At 37.7% G+C, this 16,695-nt stretch carries 12 protein-coding genes; 4 read left to right on the top strand and 8 right to left on the bottom strand.

Translation table 11 applies throughout. From position 1 onward, the window contains the following. Positions 1-168: 168 nt before the first annotated feature. The 8 genes from JIV24_RS20735 to JIV24_RS20700 all read right to left on the bottom strand — a co-directional run bounded on the left by JIV24_RS20735 (position 169) and on the right by JIV24_RS20700 (position 11,432). A complete protein-coding gene (locus JIV24_RS20735; protein WP_200467000.1) occupies positions 169-2,631 on the bottom strand; it encodes a bacteriohemerythrin in 2,463 nt (820 codons plus the stop codon). 91 nt (positions 2,632-2,722) lie between these two features. Continuing rightward, entirely contained in the window at positions 2,723-3,052 is a 330-nt protein-coding gene (locus JIV24_RS20730; protein WP_200466999.1) for a sensor histidine kinase, read from the bottom strand. Next, positions 3,046-3,819, bottom strand: a complete 774-nt coding sequence (locus JIV24_RS20725) for a hybrid sensor histidine kinase/response regulator (RefSeq protein ID WP_200466998.1) — start codon at positions 3,817-3,819, stop codon at positions 3,046-3,048. Before JIV24_RS20725 ends, JIV24_RS20730 begins: the two co-directional genes overlap by 7 nt. Further along, positions 3,806-4,261 (bottom strand): bacteriohemerythrin, encoded by a 456-nt coding sequence (locus JIV24_RS20720; RefSeq protein WP_200466997.1) that lies wholly within the window; start codon positions 4,259-4,261, stop codon positions 3,806-3,808. The genes JIV24_RS20725 and JIV24_RS20720 overlap by 14 nt, the downstream gene beginning before the upstream one ends. A gap of 436 nt (positions 4,262-4,697) precedes the next feature. Continuing rightward, on the bottom strand, positions 4,698-8,111 hold the full coding sequence (locus JIV24_RS20715) for an efflux RND transporter permease subunit (protein WP_200466996.1): 3,414 nt from the start codon (positions 8,109-8,111) through the stop codon (positions 4,698-4,700). A gap of 200 nt (positions 8,112-8,311) precedes the next feature. Further along, positions 8,312-9,427, bottom strand: coding sequence for an efflux RND transporter periplasmic adaptor subunit (locus JIV24_RS20710; protein WP_200466995.1), 1,116 nt, complete (start codon positions 9,425-9,427; stop codon positions 8,312-8,314). A 30-nt stretch (positions 9,428-9,457) separates the two neighbouring features. Next, on the bottom strand, positions 9,458-10,792 hold the full coding sequence (locus tag JIV24_RS20705; protein WP_200466994.1) for a TolC family protein: 1,335 nt from the start codon (positions 10,790-10,792) through the stop codon (positions 9,458-9,460). Between the two features lie 10 nt (positions 10,793-10,802). Further along, the gene (locus JIV24_RS20700; RefSeq protein WP_200466993.1) at positions 10,803-11,432 is read right to left on the bottom strand and encodes a TetR/AcrR family transcriptional regulator; all 630 of its coding nucleotides are present in this window, start codon (positions 11,430-11,432) and stop codon (positions 10,803-10,805) included. 192 nt (positions 11,433-11,624) lie between these two features. On the opposite strand from JIV24_RS20700, the gene JIV24_RS20695 reads away from it, so the two are divergent. The 4 genes from JIV24_RS20695 to JIV24_RS20680 all read left to right on the top strand — a co-directional run bounded on the left by JIV24_RS20695 (position 11,625) and on the right by JIV24_RS20680 (position 16,638). Further along, positions 11,625-12,602, top strand: coding sequence for a hypothetical protein (locus tag JIV24_RS20695; RefSeq protein ID WP_200466992.1), 978 nt, complete (start codon positions 11,625-11,627; stop codon positions 12,600-12,602). A 297-nt stretch (positions 12,603-12,899) separates the two neighbouring features. Then, entirely contained in the window at positions 12,900-13,874 is a 975-nt protein-coding gene (locus JIV24_RS20690; RefSeq protein WP_200466991.1) for an ROK family protein, read from the top strand. Positions 13,875-13,963: 89 nt separating this feature from the next. After that, positions 13,964-16,219 carry a GH92 family glycosyl hydrolase gene (locus tag JIV24_RS20685; protein ID WP_200466990.1) on the top strand — a complete coding sequence of 752 codons (2,256 nt, stop codon included), beginning with the start codon at positions 13,964-13,966 and terminating at the stop codon, positions 16,217-16,219. 158 nt (positions 16,220-16,377) lie between these two features. Continuing rightward, complete coding sequence (locus JIV24_RS20680; RefSeq protein WP_200466989.1) at positions 16,378-16,638, top strand: hypothetical protein; 261 nt, start codon at positions 16,378-16,380, stop codon at positions 16,636-16,638. Positions 16,639-16,695 lie beyond the last annotated feature (57 nt).

The raw sequence follows: 16,695 nt of genomic DNA, 5'->3' as shown, positions 1-16,695 counted from the left end.
ATTTCAATAGGCAGCAAGGAACTAAAAGTAATTATAACCGCTGCAATAGTGGTCCAGTTTTGGAACGAAAAGAGCAAAAGTAATGATGCAGTCTTTATCTATATATAAAGAAAGAATTCAATATTACTTTAGATGAACTCTAAAGTATTGAATCTATTCGTCTGACAACTATTTATCTATCGTAAGGTGCTTAAGCATAAGTTCTTCAAGTTTCTTCTGGATAATTGGCTTTGTGATAAAATCATCACACCCAGCATTTAAAGCCCTACGTTCATCCTCCTCTTCTGTATACGCAGTTTGTGCAATTATTGGCATTCTAGGATATAGTTCTTTTATTCTCTCAGTTGCTTCAAAGCCATCAACATTAAGCATTTTTAAATCCATTAAAATAATATCAACATGCCTGTTTTGACACACTTCAATTGCTTCTTTTCCATCCCTAACGGTAATGACTAGACACGCAAAATCCATCTTATTCAAATAGGTTTCCAAAAGAATCGAATTTATTTCTTCATCTTCTGCTATCAGTACGACAAACTCAGTGTTATTTATCTTTTTTTCTGGTACATATACTTTATTTACTGGAGTGTTATAAGGCAGGGTAACAATAAATGTTGCTCCTTTTCCCGGCGCTGATATCATTTCAATATCTCCGTTCATTAACCTTGCATTTTCTCTGGCTATTGATAAGCCTAAACCTAAGCCACCTACCTTATCCGTAAGATTTTTTTTCTCTTGAGAAAAACGTTCAAATATTAAGTGCTGATATTCTTCTTGTATTCCTATCCCGGTATCTTTGATATAAATTGATATTTTAGGAGAAGTCCCACTTAAATCCGTGCTATATCCCAATTCAATGGAACCTTGACTCGTAAACTTGAAAGCATTATCAAGCAAATGATTAAGTATCGTATATAGTTTGTTTTCATCTGCAAGTATTTTACACTCTTGAACTTTAGCTTCTTTTTTGATATATAATTGTATACCATTATCGACGGCCCTTGCATTATAACTGGAAAAGAGATTTAAAATCAGCTCATTCAAATTCACCTCTGTTACAACAAGTTTAACCTGTTTTGTTTCAAGTTTTGAAATTTCGAGAATATTATCAATAATTCCCAGAAGCTGAGTGCCACAACTTTGAACAATATCAATATAGCTAGACCTATCTTTCTCAGATGTGTTTTCTGCCTTTAATAAATTTGTAAAGCCGATAATACCGTTCATAGGAGTCCTTATCTCATGTGACATATTATTAATGAATTCTGTTTTCAAAATGTCACTCTCAACGGCTTTATTCTTTGCATTAAGCAGTTGCGTCTCTACTTCCTTCCTGTCAGATATATCAGTGAAAATAATGACAAAGCTCTCAACCGTTTTATCTTTTACCCCAATAGGAAATATTTTAGCCCATGCAGTAAACTTTTCTCCCGTTTTTTTGCTACCTATTAATTCTCCACTCCATTGACCATCATATTTTAGTATATCTTGCAGCTGGTTTATTAATTGTTCATTTTTTGTTTTATCAATCCACGAGAGTAACTCTTGACCAACCATATCTTTATTTGTATAACCTGTTGTTTCAAAAAAAGCAGGATTCACATTTGTGATCTCACAATTAGAATCAGCAATTACAATAGATTGATGACTTTGATAATAAATTAACGAACCTAGTTCACGCTCTGTAATATCAGCATGGGTTCCAAGCATCCTTATAGCAACATTTTGCTTATTTCGCTCCACCACTTTACCCTTTGAACAAATCCTTGACCAAGATTTGTTTTTTCGCAATACTCTATATTCGGTAGAGAAGAAATTTGTTTTTCCATCTAAGTGCTTAACTAGTTCACTCTTTACATGTTCAATATCGTCTGGATGAATTTTTATGATCTCCTCCTTACTCGTTTGTTCATTTTTAACCAGAAAACTATAAAAAGGGCTATTGTATATTGAGCTTCCTATTTTATTTTTAATATCCCACTCCCATATTGCCTCATCAGTTTCTTCTAACAAAAATTGCCAACGCTTTTCACTTGATAATAATTCCTGTTCAGCTTTTTTACGCCTTGATTTTTCACGTAACAAATCAATCGTTCGAACAGAAAGATTATCATACATTTTCAATATTGTTTCGATAAGGGTTTTCATCGATCCTGACATCGCATCGTTGGCAAGACCTTTAGCTTCTTCAAATGAATACCCTGAGTTCATATGCCCAACGGCAATAGCCATGCGCTTGTCTGAGTCTAAAATATGATAAGCTAACCAATTGGTTAAAAATGACAAAAGCTCTTGAGTTACCTGAGGTTCAGAAAGGTCACCTTTTTCATTTTTGAGGTTTATAATTTCATTGATAAAATTTTTGTGTGTTTTTGAATGTTCATCACTCCAATGGCATTCTTTCATATTAGCATGCCAATATTCTTCTTCTGTTTTGAAGTGATAGTCAGTGTATTGTATTAATTCGTCAAAAATTGAATCTAGTATTGATATGGAAGAATGCTGTACTACATGTATAGCTAAACGATTAACTATTGATATCAACTTCATATGCTGCTTATCAATGATTTCGATATCTGTTTCAAAATTCTTATTCCATGGAAAAATATCAAAGTTATCTAACTCTTTCATACACAGTTTTGATAATTAGTTGTTGGTCTGTTTTGCAAGCGCCACTTGTCTTATATTGGCCAAAATTCATTGGAATGAAAACAATTAAATGTTACTTTTTTAGAGGTAATGTAAAGTAAAAATCACTGCCTTGGTTAATGGTACTATCGCACCATACTCGACCTTGATGTTGCTCGATATAATCTTTACAAATTAATAAGCCAAAGCCATATCCAATTTCTCCATTGGTGCCTTCATTGGATACCACATTATCCATCTTAAAAATTGTTGCCATGGTGTCCTCATCCATGCCTATACCTTTATCAGATATAAGTATTTCAACTTCATTATTTTTTTCAGTTGCTTCAACACGAATAGTGCTTCCTTGCGGCGAGAATTTGATAGCATTTGAAATGAAATTTCTTAGAATGGTTTTTAGCATGTTTGATCTGCCATTACCACACAAGCCTTATCTACAGAAGTTTCAAATAAGATATTTTTTTCATTCAATAAATACTTTAAAATAGTCTGACATTCCTCTACAATCGCTAACAAATTTTGTCGTTCTGGATTAAAAGTCATTACTGATTTTAAATTAGCACCCCATTCTAACAACTCACTAAGTAGTTCAAATGCTTTGTTCGAACTCTCATATAACACTTTCAGTTGCGTCTTTCTATCTTCATGATCTAGTTGATCAAATCTGTGATGTAATATTTCCGAAAGTCCTAAAATGGAGGTAAAAGGAGCCCTTAGGTCATGTGCCAAAACAGTGAAGAAACGATCTCTCACCTTCAGCATTTTTTTTAGTTGAATTTTCTGACAAAAAGCATCGAGATGCACTTTTATTCGGGCAAGTGAACTCTCGTAATGAAATGGTTTATAGATAATATCTGCTCCACCGTTTTCAAAAACTCTTGATATACCATCCTTATCCATTTTGGCAACTAAGAACAATACTGGAACATCTTTATTAGGCGTTTGACTTTTTAGTTTTCGAACTGTTTCAATACCATCCATATCTGGCATTCGCACATCGATAAGCATTAGATCAAAACATATATTTCTACTAATACCAAGTGCCTGTTCTCCTGAAGTTGCTATGTATGTGTTAACCCTTTCATTTTTTAATAATAAATTTTCAATAATCTTAACATTATCAATTATATCATCTACAATTAAAACATTCCTCACACTACTTTCCATCATTTATATTGATATTTTTGAAGGTATTAGTCCCAATTTTGTTGTCTTTGATATAATCAGATATCTTCTTATCTTCAGTTAAAGTATGTGACACAAACCAATTATATATAAAATTCAAATATTCATTAAAATTACGCGTGTTGTGGCGCTCAATATTCAACTTCTCCATTAAATCGAGATGAATAAGCTGATGTTTGTGCGTATTAGGATATTCTATATCTATCAAAAAATTCTCTTCGCTCGTAAAATGAAACTCTTGATATTTTTCTATTTCATTTATCATCCTTAATAACCTCTCATCGTCATAGTTGTTAAGTATTCCTATTCGAAAAGAGTCAATTAATTCTAAAAATATTCTATGCTCTAAGTCAATTCTAAAAATATCAGTGTCAAATTCTGATTTCCACTCAAGCTTTGTGTTAATTTCAATGGATTGTTTGTTCATTACTTTCAATATTGTTATAATCCTCTATAATATTAGGGGGTATAACAGGTCATAAATATATTTGTTCCAGTAAAGTGTATATTTGTTGAAAATAGGTAATTTACCTAGCTGTAAATATCATAGAGCACAAAAGTAAAATGTGTTTTTCGAAATTGTTTGTTCCTACGTTTTAGTGCGTCAATCGCCTTTGATATATTAACTTTGTTTTTGCCAGCGTTAATACCTGCGCTAGCAAATTAGCCTGAACTTGATATAAGTATTGGCAAGAAAGACTTGAGTGCAATAAACAATTTATTGATGGGATCGAGCAGGTAGTTTATGTATTTCGGTCTAACCTTAAATCTCCTCTTCCCCAGATAATTATTGGGTAATAACATATAAAAAAAAACGGCCCTCAGAAATGAGAGCCGTTTCAATATTTCGAATGAGCAAGCTTTTACGCGCTCACTTTTTCTTTCACCAGGCGATTACGAACTCTAACAGCCAGATTGTACATCACCGGCGCCATAATTAGGGTCAACACGGTTGAGGTACTTAAACCAAAGATAACGGTCCAGGCCATTGGTGACCAGAAGTCGGCATTGTCACCACCAAAATAGATGTTTGGATCTAATTGGGTGAACAAGCTGAAAAAGTCGAAGTTTAAACCAACAGCCATTGGGATAAGTCCCAATATGGTTGTGATAGCCGTAAGAAGTACGGGGCGTAAACGTGTTTTTCCGCCTCGCACGATGCTGTCGATCTCATCTTCACGACTCAACCGCCCTTTTGCATCCAGTCCTTTTTGTTCTTTAACCTGACCACGTACTAAATCAATGTAGTCAATCAGTACAATACCATTGTTTACCACGATACCAGCAAGCGATACAATACCTACGCCTGTCATTAAGATGATGAAGTCCATCTGGAATGCACCTAGCCCCATAAATACGCCGATGGTACTTAGACCAACAGTACCGATAATTATAAGTGGCTTAGCTCCGGAGTTAAACTGTGTAATCAAAATCATGGCAATAAGCGCCAGCGCGAATAGTAAAGCTCCAACAAGGAAATCTGATGTTTCCTGCTGACTTTCCTGTTCACCTGTCATTTTCCAGTTGTAGTTGGCCGGCATCTGGTATTCAGCTAGCAACTCTTTAATCTGTGCATTAATGGCATTGGCATTGTAGCCTTCCACTACATTTGAACCTAATGTAATGACCCGTGTATTGTCAATTCGAATGATCTTTTCGTAGGTTGAGGCATACTCATAGGTAGCCACTGCAGATATTGGGATTAAGGAAATAACGCCGTTCTTATCCACTTTCATTTTTTGGTTCATCAGCGTTGATACATCGTAACGATATTTGTCTTGTAATCGTAACATAATATCAAACTCGTCCTCACCATCTTTGTATTTACTTATTTCTTTACCATATAATGATGTACGTAAAGCCAAAGCTACCTGCTGGGTTGAAAGTCCCATGCGTCGTACCTTATCACGATCAATAAATAACTGCATTTCAGGCTTATTGGTATTTAAATCCATCTCTAAATTCTCAATGCCTTCGATGCGATCTTCATTAATAGCTTGCTTAACGTCTTCTGTTAAAAGGATTAAACGTTCGTAATCATCACCACTTATTTCGATATTTATCGGCTTACCTACCGGAGGTCCGTTATCTTCTTTCTCAATAAATATTTTGGCTCCAATAAATCCATCAAATGCCTCAGATAGTTTCGACATGATGTCACGCGTACTATGTCCTTGTCGATACTGATAGTCAAGAAATGTGATGGCTGTTAATGATTTGTTAGCCGATCGACCCGATTCGAATAGTCCACCCTTACCATTACCAACACTCACACCTACCGACTTAACAATATCCATATACGGGTCAAGTGTGCTATAAAGAATATCTTCAGCATTTTTGGTTACTTCATCTGTAACTCCAATATCTGTTCCCAATGGTAATTCCATGGTAACGTATATTGTACGTGGCTCATTCTCTGGGAAGAAATGTACATTTGGTTTCATGGCTCCAAAAAACATAATGGAGGAGACGAATAAACCTAAAGAACCGAATAGTAACCACTTACTTGTACTTCTTCCAAGAGCCCTGCGTAAAGTATTTTCATACATATTTTCCAGCTTTGGTAGGAAGGTATGCTGAAACTTAATGGCCGATGGCTTTAGTACGTACTTATTTAGAGTGGTTATTATGAAAGGAAGAACCAGTAAGTTACCCCACAAGATGCTGCCACTCAGGTAGCTTACAACGCCCATTGCTGCTAATATGCCAGTTACAATAAAATACTTGCGAAAGCTCTTTTCCTCACGAACATCTTCAAGCTTCATAAACTGAGAAGCAAACACAGGGTTTAATACCAATGCCACAAATAATGATGAAGCCAATACAATAATTAGGGTAATAGGCAGATAACTCATAAACTTACCCACGATGCCTGGCCAGAATACCAAAGGAAAGAAGGCAGCCAATGTAGTGGCTGTTGATGAAATAATCGGAATAGCAATTTCACTGGTTCCGTTCTTAACCGCTTTTTCTGGTTTTACACCGTGTTGCATCATCCGGTAAACATTCTCAATTACCACAATGGCATTGTCGACCAACATACCCAATGCTAATACCAAACTGAAAAGAACCATGGTGTTTATGGTATAACCAATCTGCTTGATGATCATCATCGAGATGATCATAGACATAGGAATGGCCAAGCCCGAGAAGATGGCGTTACGTAAGCCAAGAAATAGGTATAGGACGATCATCACAAAAATCATCCCTAAAAAAATACTGTTTTCCAGGTTACTGATTTGATCACGAACAAAAACCGATTGGTCATCGGTAATGGTTACAGTCAAATCTTTTGGTATGGTTTCACTTTCCTGCTTTTGCTTAATGATGCCTAAAATTTTATCCGTCGCATCCAAGAGGTTTTGACCACTTTTCTTAACAATGGATAGCGTCACCACCGATTTGTGGTCGAGGCGCGAGATAGTGCTCTGTTCTTCAAAACCATCTATGACTTCAGCCACATCTTTGATGTATACCACACGACCATCAATCTCTTTTACAATGGTGTTGCGTATCTGATCCATGTTGGTGTAATCGGCCTGTACACGAATCGAGCGACGAGTACCATCGACTTTTACCTCGCCGGCACCTACTGTAAAGTTTTCGGTTTGTACAGCAAATTCGATATCCTGAAACGTCAGGTCATAGGCAGCCATACGGTGTGGATCGGCATGAATCTTTATTTCCCGCTCATCGACACCGCGGATATCGGCTTCGCGCACTTCGCGCAAAGTTTCGAATTCATCTTGCAAACCCTCGGCAAATTTCTTTAACTCATAGAGGCTGTAATCACCCGAAAGGTTGATGTTCAATATTGGGAATTCTGAAAAATCGATATCATCCACAATGGGTTCATCCATCAGGTCATCAGGTAATTCGCTGATGGCTTTATCCACCTTATCTTTAACATCCAATTTGGCTTGATCAACAGACACATCAGTCTCAAATTCGACAATGATCAAACTCATATCCTGAAAAGAGTTAGATGACATTTTTTTAACACCATTCAAGTCTTTCAGTTCTTTCTCAAGCGGACGGGTAATCAGGTTTTCGATATCAAGCGGACTGTTACCGGGATGAGGGGTACTTACCGAAATCGTAGGAATAACAATTTCAGGAAACTGCTCGCGTTGCATGCTAACGTAGGCCATCCATCCAGCCACTATCAGAAAGAAGGTGAGGATGTAAATGGTATTTTTGTTGGCCAGTGCCATAAACGTGGGTTTAAACTTCCGCGTCGACACTTTTTCTTTATGTTTTATATTTTCTTCTTGCATTTGAAATTTGATTTAGGCTAAGGAAATATCATGCTTTAAACGGTATATACTACTTTCAGTTTTTCCCCCTTCGCCTTTCGGCACTTCCCCCGGGGGATGATTGGTATACTGCCATATTCTCCCCTTGGGGAGATGCCCGAAAGGAGTGGGGGAATGAGTGTTTAGTTTCCTAATCTTGTAGCTTGACATTGCAATAGAGATTAAATAGAAATAGCAGAGCCATCAACAACTTGTGCATAACCTTTGGTGATCACTTTGTCACCTGGTTGAATCCCATTTGTTACCAGAGTGTTATTGTTGTCTTTAATGCCAGTTTCGATGTAACGTTTCTTGGCGCGCAGCTTTCCTTCAACCTCCTCGGCAACGAAAATAAATTCACCGCTAAAGTCTTTTTTCACAAGTATAGACGGAACAATAATGGCATCTTCTGCAACGAAAGTACTCAGTTTCAGGATGGCCAGCATGTTTGGCTTAACGTCATTGGCTTTATTGGTCATGTCAATACGGACTCTAAAAGTTCGACTGGCTGGATCAATAACTGCCGATGAACGATAGATGCGTGCGTTTATTTGTTTTTCAATTACCGGAAATTCAACATCAACGCGATCGCCAGCTTTGATTTGCTGCAAATATATTTCTGAAACATCAGCAGTAATGTATACATGGTCGATATTTACAAGGCGAGCAAAGGGTAATTGAGGCCCGGCCATTTCACCCTGTCGTTGAATAATTTCATCAACCACACCATCTATTGGTGCGCGAATAACAGCTAAATCCAATTGAGCTTCTAAAGCTTCTTTTTGTTGTTCTAAAGCTTCTTTGCTCGATTTTGCCTGAAGGTATTCCATTTCAGAACCAATGTTCTGCTCCCAAAGATCGGCCTGACGCTCATAAGTAGTCGTGGCCAGTTGCAGGTTAATTTCAATCTGACGAAGTGAGCGTTGTGTCATCTCCGTGTTTAGTCGGGCTAAAATGGTTCCGCGTTTCACACGGTCGCCTTCTTTCACGTTAATTGATATAATTTTACCAGCAGTCTCAGGACTAATAACAATGTTTTTGTCGGCTTTTACTTTTCCTGTTACATCAACAAAGTGTTCGTATAACCCCTCTTCAATGGCTGTAGCCACCACATTTATTACGCTTTCTTTTCGGTCAAGTGAAAGTTCTTTCTCAAGCTTGGCTATGTTTTTCTTTAGCTCGCTCAACTCCTTTTTATATTCTTTAAGTTGCTCTTTTTTTTCTTGATTGTCATCGCCTTGTTCTGCAGAACAAGCTACCATTAAGGCGATAAGCGGAAGTATTAATAGTTTTTTCATTATATGCTTTTTAATTTGGGTTTGTAAGTTTTATAGTTGATTGATAGCTTTTTTGTACTTAATGTGCGTATTCAATAAATTTAGTGTTGATTGGATGTAGCTGATTTGTGATTGAATATATTGTCCTTCGTTTTGCGATAATTCGGTACTTGAAGCCAAGCCTTTTATAAACTTTACGCGTGTGCGATCATAAATGCGAAAAGCTATTTCTTCGCCTTCTTTATCATTCAGGTAAGTGGCTTGTGCATTTTTAAAATTAGATTCAGCCACCATCAGTTGTTGCTTCAAACCTTCTTCCATCTGGCGCATGTCGTTCTGCAATTTCAGGTAGTTAATCTGTTCCTGCTTTACTTTTGCACTTTGCTTACCCGATTGAAAAATAGGCATGGTTAATGATAAACCTAGCATTTGTGAATTTGTATTGTCCATGTTGCTAAACTCATCGCCAAACTCAATGTAGCTGATGTTGTAAAAAGCATTGATCTTGGGCAAGTATTGTACGCGTTCATTTTTTACTATGGTTTTTTGCGCTTCTTCCTGCGTTTCAAGAATCGAATAATCGATGTGGCTTTTAACATCAAAAGTATTGGACTGTGGAAGGTAAGCTTCAACCGGCGTTAATAAAAAGTCGATATCATCAACCAGTTTAATGGCTTGTTCGATGCTTACACCCATTGAGTATTTCAGCACAGCTTCTGAAATTAGCAGTTGGCGTTCGGCATCCAGTACTAAGTTACGTGAGTTATTAACCATTAGCTTAAGTTGGTCAACATCCGTCATCTCGCGAAAACCATTATTAAAATAGGCCTCTGTTTCTTTCAGTGTCTGCTCATTCACTTCTAGATTCTTTTTAAAAGTCTCTAAGTTTTTTTTAGCAACCAAAGCAACGTAATAGGCTTCGGCTACAGACTGGCGTACATCAATTTGAGTTTTCGTTTTGTTTTTCTCACTAATGTTTACATAAATGCGGCTTGCTTGAATACCCAATAAGTAGCTTCCGTCAAATAAAAGCTGACTAACGTTACCTGTAGCATTCCAGTTGTATTGTTGCCCAAATTGCGTTTTTAATTTAATGGGATCAGAGCCATCTTCAGGAGTCATGGTGATAACATTTTCCTGAATCGATAGGTTATCGGTTAGTTGTGCTTCGGCATTAACCTGTGGTAAACCAATGGCAATGTATTCCCATACTTTCTTCTCAGCAGCTTCAATGTCGTAAGTGGCACTCTTGCTCTGAAAAGCATTTTCGGTGGCATAATTCATTGCCTCTTGTAAAGAAAAGGATAATGAATCACTTGTTGTTTGTGCCTGCAAAGGTAGCAGGCAGAGCATAACAAGTGCCATGGTTGTTAGTTTGTTTCTCATAGTTGTGTGTTTATTTGTTTTCTTCATTGTTTTCGCAAAATAGTCGTTCAACTTCTTCTAAACCTTTTGGAGTACAAATACCTCTGAAGTGGTATTTAAAAATCTCAGAAAATAGTTCCATATTCCTTAAATCGTTTGAGGAGAACAAACCATTTGAATCATCAAAAGTGAAAATATGGTGGGCAAATAGAAGACGGGCAATGATGCTTTCATCCACATCATCGTGGTAGTTACCTTCTTTTTTTCCTTGTATGATATTGCTGGAGTATGCTTCAATCACTACATCTTTTTGCTTGCTCTGAAACTCCTGTAAAACATTGGGATAGTATTTTTTTAGGTCAAACATGATGGTTGGCTGATACTGTCCAATGTGCGGTTCCATTATTGTTTTAAATTCAAAAAACTGTTCAATGGCATTTAGGTCATTTCTTTTAAATACTACCATCACTTTGCAGTCTTGATCCGATGCGACTTGCAGTGCTGCCTCAACCAAGTCATTTTTATCGTTAATAAACTGGTAAAGGGTTTTTTTTGACATGCCTTGCTCGCGGGCAATGTCATCCATACTCACACTTTTAATACCATACTGGCAAAAAAGCTTAAGCGCATTTTTGGTAATTTCCAGGCGTTTCGATTCCATTGTGCAAATGTATAAACTTTTTATCCTGAGGAAACTTAAAATGCGTTAAAAGTTTCCTGGGTTTCGAAGAACTTGATATAAACTTGTTTGGCCATAGAAAGTTCATCAAGTTTTTAAACACACTCATCTATTATTCTCACACCGAAAGACTATAAGCTGTTTATTTGCGTTCTGATTATAAGTACTCAAGATATGCCGACATTTAAATATATCATTGTTGTTGTAATACTATTTATAGCTATTGGGCCTAATGATGCTCAGAGCAATAAGAAGTTTAAGCGAAATAAAGGTACTTCGAAACGCGAAATAAAAAAGCGCCAGCAACAAGCATTTGAGCAAGATGATATGAATGCTTTTAACCCGAAACAACCGATGGGAGCCAGGCGAAATGATAATCGGGATGACTTACTTTGGCATGGCGAAACGGCAAATACGGTATATGATGGAGCTACCAATATTTCTCTGGTTAATCCATCGCGCTATGGCTTAAAACCGGGGCTTGAATTATCATCAGTAATATTACTTAATTATTGGATGCCCAATGTTTACCTTAAAAAGCGATGGCGAAATAATAAATGGTATGTGTCAAGCAAGCATGGGCTCTATTCAGCTACACCGGGGTTGAACTGGGCCAATAAAAAGAACTACAGTTCTATTGTTGATAATGCTGAAGATATACCGTTTATCTTATCCATTAAAAATGAAATATTGGTATCGCGATTAATATTAAACAATGAGCGATGTGGTCGCGATAAACCATATATTATTCTAACAGGTGGATTGGGCATTGATTTTGGAGTACCCTTTGGTGATTCTGATTTAAAGGAAATGGAAGGTCACTTTTTGGCCAATAGAAGTCCTGCTTTAACGGGTTCGGGTTATTCGGCATATGTAAAAGCCAGAGCTGACTGGCAGATGACACCTTTATTGATGCTGGGGGGTAGTTTTAAATATTTCAGAGGCGATTTTTCAGGAAATAGTGCTTTGGAACATCATGTTGAATTACAAACACTTGTTTTACCACAATTCTCTTTTTCGGTGGGTTACCTATTGTCAATTGCTAATTACACTGATACCAATGGAACAGCTCTATTACCATTTTTTGATTTGACCTATTTTTTTGGTAAACGACAAGGTCGTCAAAAGGGCTTGTTTGGAAAGGGAATGTAACAAAGCCTTTTTTATAGTTGCAAGCCCAATGGTGGTCTCTTGTTCAAATTACGTATAAACGGAATCAAAACGACTTATTTCATAGAATTTTACCTTATTGATACTCTATTAATACATATTTTTGAGATACAACAATCGTTTCAATAGTATAGTTATTCGTTTCGTAAGCTATCGTTTCTTGTTGCAGATGGTTATTATATCTTATCTATAGCTGGGCAAAGTATAAATGCGCTTTTACTTTTGCTCAATAACCAAAAAACAACAAGTGTTTAATTAAAAAACTAAATTCTTTTAGAGATGAAGAAAGAAGTAGCAATTGGTATTGATATTGGCGGAACCAATACTGTAATTGGAGTTGTTGATCGAGCTGGTAATCTGTTGGCCGAATCATCGACACCTACTCTGACCAATACCAATGTAAAGAATTACCTGGATGTGCTCAGTGCAAAAATTAATGAAACAGTTTACGAGCTTGAAGAAGAAGTGGAAGTAATGGGAATTGGTGTAGGCGCACCAAGTAGTAACTACTATACTGGTGAGATTGTAGGCGCATCCAACCTGGGCTGGGGAGATGTGGTGCCTTTTGTTAATTTGTTACGTGAGTATTACGATTATCCGGCTATTGCATTAACCAACGACGCCAATTCGGCAGCTTTGGGAGAGATGATGTATGGTGGAGCCAAAGGTATGGGCAACTTTATCATGCTTACGCTTGGAACTGGTGTCGGAAGTGGTATTGTGGTAAACAATAAATTGGTGCTTGGGCACGATGGTTTTGCGGGCGAATTGGGCCATGTCATTACCGAACGCGATGGTCGTGAATGTGGTTGCGGAAGAAATGGATGCCTCGAAACATATGCGTCAGCAACTGGTATTTGTCGAACAGTATCTGAACTTAATGCCAATACTAAAATTACGAGTGATTTGCGTATGGTGCCATCAGGACAGTTTACTTCTAAAATGGTGTATGATGCTGCTGTAAAAGGCGATGAATTAGCTCTTGAGGCATTTGAGCGTACTGGTGAAATGTTAGGACGAGCCATTGCCGATTTTGTGGCATTCTCAAGTCCTGAAGCTGTATTCTTATTCGGAGGATTGGCACAAGCAGGCGATTATATTTTTAAGCCAACCAAGAAATACATGGAAGAGAATATATGCTTTTTATACAGCAATAAAGTGCAGTTACTGCCATCGCAACTAGACGGTGCTAAAATTGCTGTACTGGGTGCAAGTGCTGTGGTTTGGAAAGAGTTGGAGCAGGTTGAGCAATAGACATAAAGGGTGCAATTTGTTTTGTGCCCTTATTCATTTCAACGATAGTTGTGTTTGATTAATAATGATTTTTATAAAAAAAACTAAGCATGAAAGCAAAGGTTTTATTCGCCGTATTGGTAATCGTTTCGCTGTTGGCATGTCAGCAGGAAGAAAATGAAGTGCGATTAACCACTTATGTTGATCCATTTATTGGAACAGGTGGGCACGGACACGTTTTTCCGGGTGCTACAACACCATTTGGCATGGTGCAGCTGAGTCCGGTTAATGGTGTAAACGGCTGGGATTGGGTTTCGGGTTATCACACATCATCAACCGAGTTGGTGGGTTTTGCTCATATGTGCCTGAGTGGGACAGGTATTGGCGATTTAGCCGATTTATTGATTTTACCAACGAATCAAAAAGTTGTTTCAGACACAACAGCAGGCGGAAGGTCGTTTCTTCAAAACTACAAAGCAGATTATACTCACGATAAAGAAATGGCAGAGCCGGGTTACTACATGGTTGACCTGCTAAACTCAGGTATCAAAGCTGAATTAACAACTTCGCGACGCGTCGGGATGCACCAATACACCTTTAGAGAAGGCGAACGCTCAGTTATTATCGACTTAGGCCATGCCATTAACTGGGACAAACCAATTGATACTTACATTAAAAAAGAATCGGATACACGGTTTGTTGGATATCGTAAATCAGCAGGTTGGGCTAAAGAACAATGGCTGTATTTTGTGATAGAAACCAATCAGTCAGTTCAAAACTTTAGTGTTGTTGAGGGCGGTGAAGTAAAGTCTTCAGCTGAATTAAAAGGAACTGATACCCGGGCTGTACTATCTTTTGATAAGACTTTGACGGGGCCCTTATTGATGAAAGTTGGTTTGTCATCGGCAAGTATTGATGGTGCCCGATTAAGTATTGAAAAGGAAATGCCGGGTTGGGACTTTATGGCTCAACGACAGAAAGCATCTGATATTTGGCAGAAGGAATTGGAGAAGATAAAAGTCACAACGGCTGAAGAAGATGTGAAAACCATTTTTTACACAGCATTGTATCATAGCATGATTGCTCCTTATGTGCATTCTGATCATAATAGCGAGTATAAAGGCTTAGATGGGAAGGTTAACAAAGCGGAAGGTTTTGAGCGATATACTGTATTTTCACTATGGGATACATTCCGTGCAAGTCATCCATTGTTTACCATTGTTCAGGAAGATAAAGTGCGTGATTTTATTCATTCGTTTATGGCCATATATCGCGAGGGTGGTTTACTGCCTGTGTGGGAATTGGTAGGTAACGAAACCGGATGTATGATTGGCTATCATGCAATTCCTGTGATTGCTGATGCCTGGCAAAAAGGCTTAATTACCGATATTGATGGCAACGAATTACTGGAAGCGATGGTAGCCAGCGCAATGGCTGACATTGAGGGTTTAAAATTCTATCGTGAGTACGAATACATTCCAGCTGATTTAGAAAATGAGTCGGTATCAAAAGCCCTGGAATATGCTTATGATGACTGGTGTATTGCTCAAATGGCCAAGTCACTTGGTAATGATGAGGTATATCAAACATTTATTAAAAGAGCTGGCTATTATAAAAATCACTTCGATGCATCAACTGGTTTTATGCGTGGTAAATTAGCCAATGGCGAGTGGAAAAAAGACTTTGATCCATTATTCTCGTCGCACCGCGATGATGAATATGTAGAAGGTAACGCATGGCAGTACTCGTGGTTTGCACCACACGATATCAAAGGTCTGGTTAATTTACAAGGCGGTACTGAAAGCTTTGTTACAAAACTCGATTCTCTTTTTACCATCGATGAAGCTGTTAAGGGCGAACATGCATCGCCTGATATTAGTGGATTAATCGGACAGTATGCGCAGGGTAATGAACCTAGTCACCACGTAGCTTATGCTTATAACTATGTAGGCATGCCTTGGAAAACGGCTGAGCGAGTTGATGAAATTCACCGCACGATGTACACCACCGAACCTGATGGGTTGTGTGGAAACGAGGATTGTGGTCAGATGTCGGCCTGGTATGTATTAAGTTCTATGGGTTTTTATCCGGTTAATCCGGCTGATGGTAATTATATTCTCGGTTCGCCATTGTTTGACGAAGCTGAAATTACATTAGCCAATGGTAAGAACTTTGTGATATCTACTCAAAATAACTCACCTGAAAATATTTACATCCAAAGTGCATCACTTAATGGAAGAGTACTTGAACGTTCATGGTTTAATCACCAGGAAATGATGAAAGGTGGCGAACTGAAACTTGTTATGGGAGGCTCTCCAAATAAGGATTGGGGTACAACACAGCTGCCTCCTTCTATGACGAAGTAGAGATTAGCAAACTCAATACAGGCCTTAGGATTTTTGAAATCTTAAGGCCTTTTTGTTTTTAGGCAATGACCCTTTGCACCCACATACCACTTTCAGGTTATTGACAAAAAAGTATTTTGGATGTATAATGTCCTGATATTTACATAAAAACACCTGTCATGAAAAAGATTACTTTAATGAAGCAAGTACTGCTAACAGTTTTGCTTTTAGGAATGGTTACACCTCTGATTGGGCAAGATTTGTATCTGCCGGCTACCACAAAGTCAAAAGAAGCCAAGGTGCTATACACCGAAGCAATGGATGCTTTTTACGATGTTGAGTTTGCCAAATTGGAGAAGTTAAATCAAAAGGCATTAGAAGCTGATCCAAATTTCTTTATGGGTTATTTCTTACAATCATTTAGCCTGAATAATTCATGAACCAAATTTAAGAAGAAATGGACTCAATATTTAATTTAAGGAGTCATCTTCAACTGC

The organism is Carboxylicivirga marina, assembly GCF_016612505.1.
Taxonomy (GTDB): domain Bacteria; phylum Bacteroidota; class Bacteroidia; order Bacteroidales; family Marinilabiliaceae; genus Carboxylicivirga; species Carboxylicivirga marina.
The sequence above is the reverse complement of the archived record's forward strand: the minus strand, read 5'-3'. Positions and strand labels throughout refer to the sequence as shown.

Bases quoted from the DNA above. Each gene is read 5' to 3' on its own strand.
- JIV24_RS20735 (WP_200467000.1), bottom strand. From the start codon at position 2,631: ATGAAAGAGTTAGATAACTTTGATATTTTTCCATGGAATAAGAATTTT.
- JIV24_RS20730 (WP_200466999.1), bottom strand. From the start codon at position 3,052: ATGCTAAAAACCATTCTAAGAAATTTCATTTCAAATGCTATCAAATTC.
- JIV24_RS20725 (WP_200466998.1), bottom strand. From the start codon at position 3,819: ATGATGGAAAGTAGTGTGAGGAATGTTTTAATTGTAGATGATATAATT.
- JIV24_RS20720 (WP_200466997.1), bottom strand. From the start codon at position 4,261: ATGAACAAACAATCCATTGAAATTAACACAAAGCTTGAGTGGAAATCA.
- JIV24_RS20715 (WP_200466996.1), bottom strand. From the start codon at position 8,111: ATGCAAGAAGAAAATATAAAACATAAAGAAAAAGTGTCGACGCGGAAG.
- JIV24_RS20710 (WP_200466995.1), bottom strand. From the start codon at position 9,427: ATGAAAAAACTATTAATACTTCCGCTTATCGCCTTAATGGTAGCTTGT.
- JIV24_RS20705 (WP_200466994.1), bottom strand. From the start codon at position 10,792: ATGAGAAACAAACTAACAACCATGGCACTTGTTATGCTCTGCCTGCTA.
- JIV24_RS20700 (WP_200466993.1), bottom strand. From the start codon at position 11,432: ATGGAATCGAAACGCCTGGAAATTACCAAAAATGCGCTTAAGCTTTTT.
- JIV24_RS20695 (WP_200466992.1), top strand. From the start codon at position 11,625: ATGCCGACATTTAAATATATCATTGTTGTTGTAATACTATTTATAGCT.
- JIV24_RS20690 (WP_200466991.1), top strand. From the start codon at position 12,900: ATGAAGAAAGAAGTAGCAATTGGTATTGATATTGGCGGAACCAATACT.
- JIV24_RS20685 (WP_200466990.1), top strand. From the start codon at position 13,964: ATGAAAGCAAAGGTTTTATTCGCCGTATTGGTAATCGTTTCGCTGTTG.
- JIV24_RS20680 (WP_200466989.1), top strand. From the start codon at position 16,378: ATGAAAAAGATTACTTTAATGAAGCAAGTACTGCTAACAGTTTTGCTT.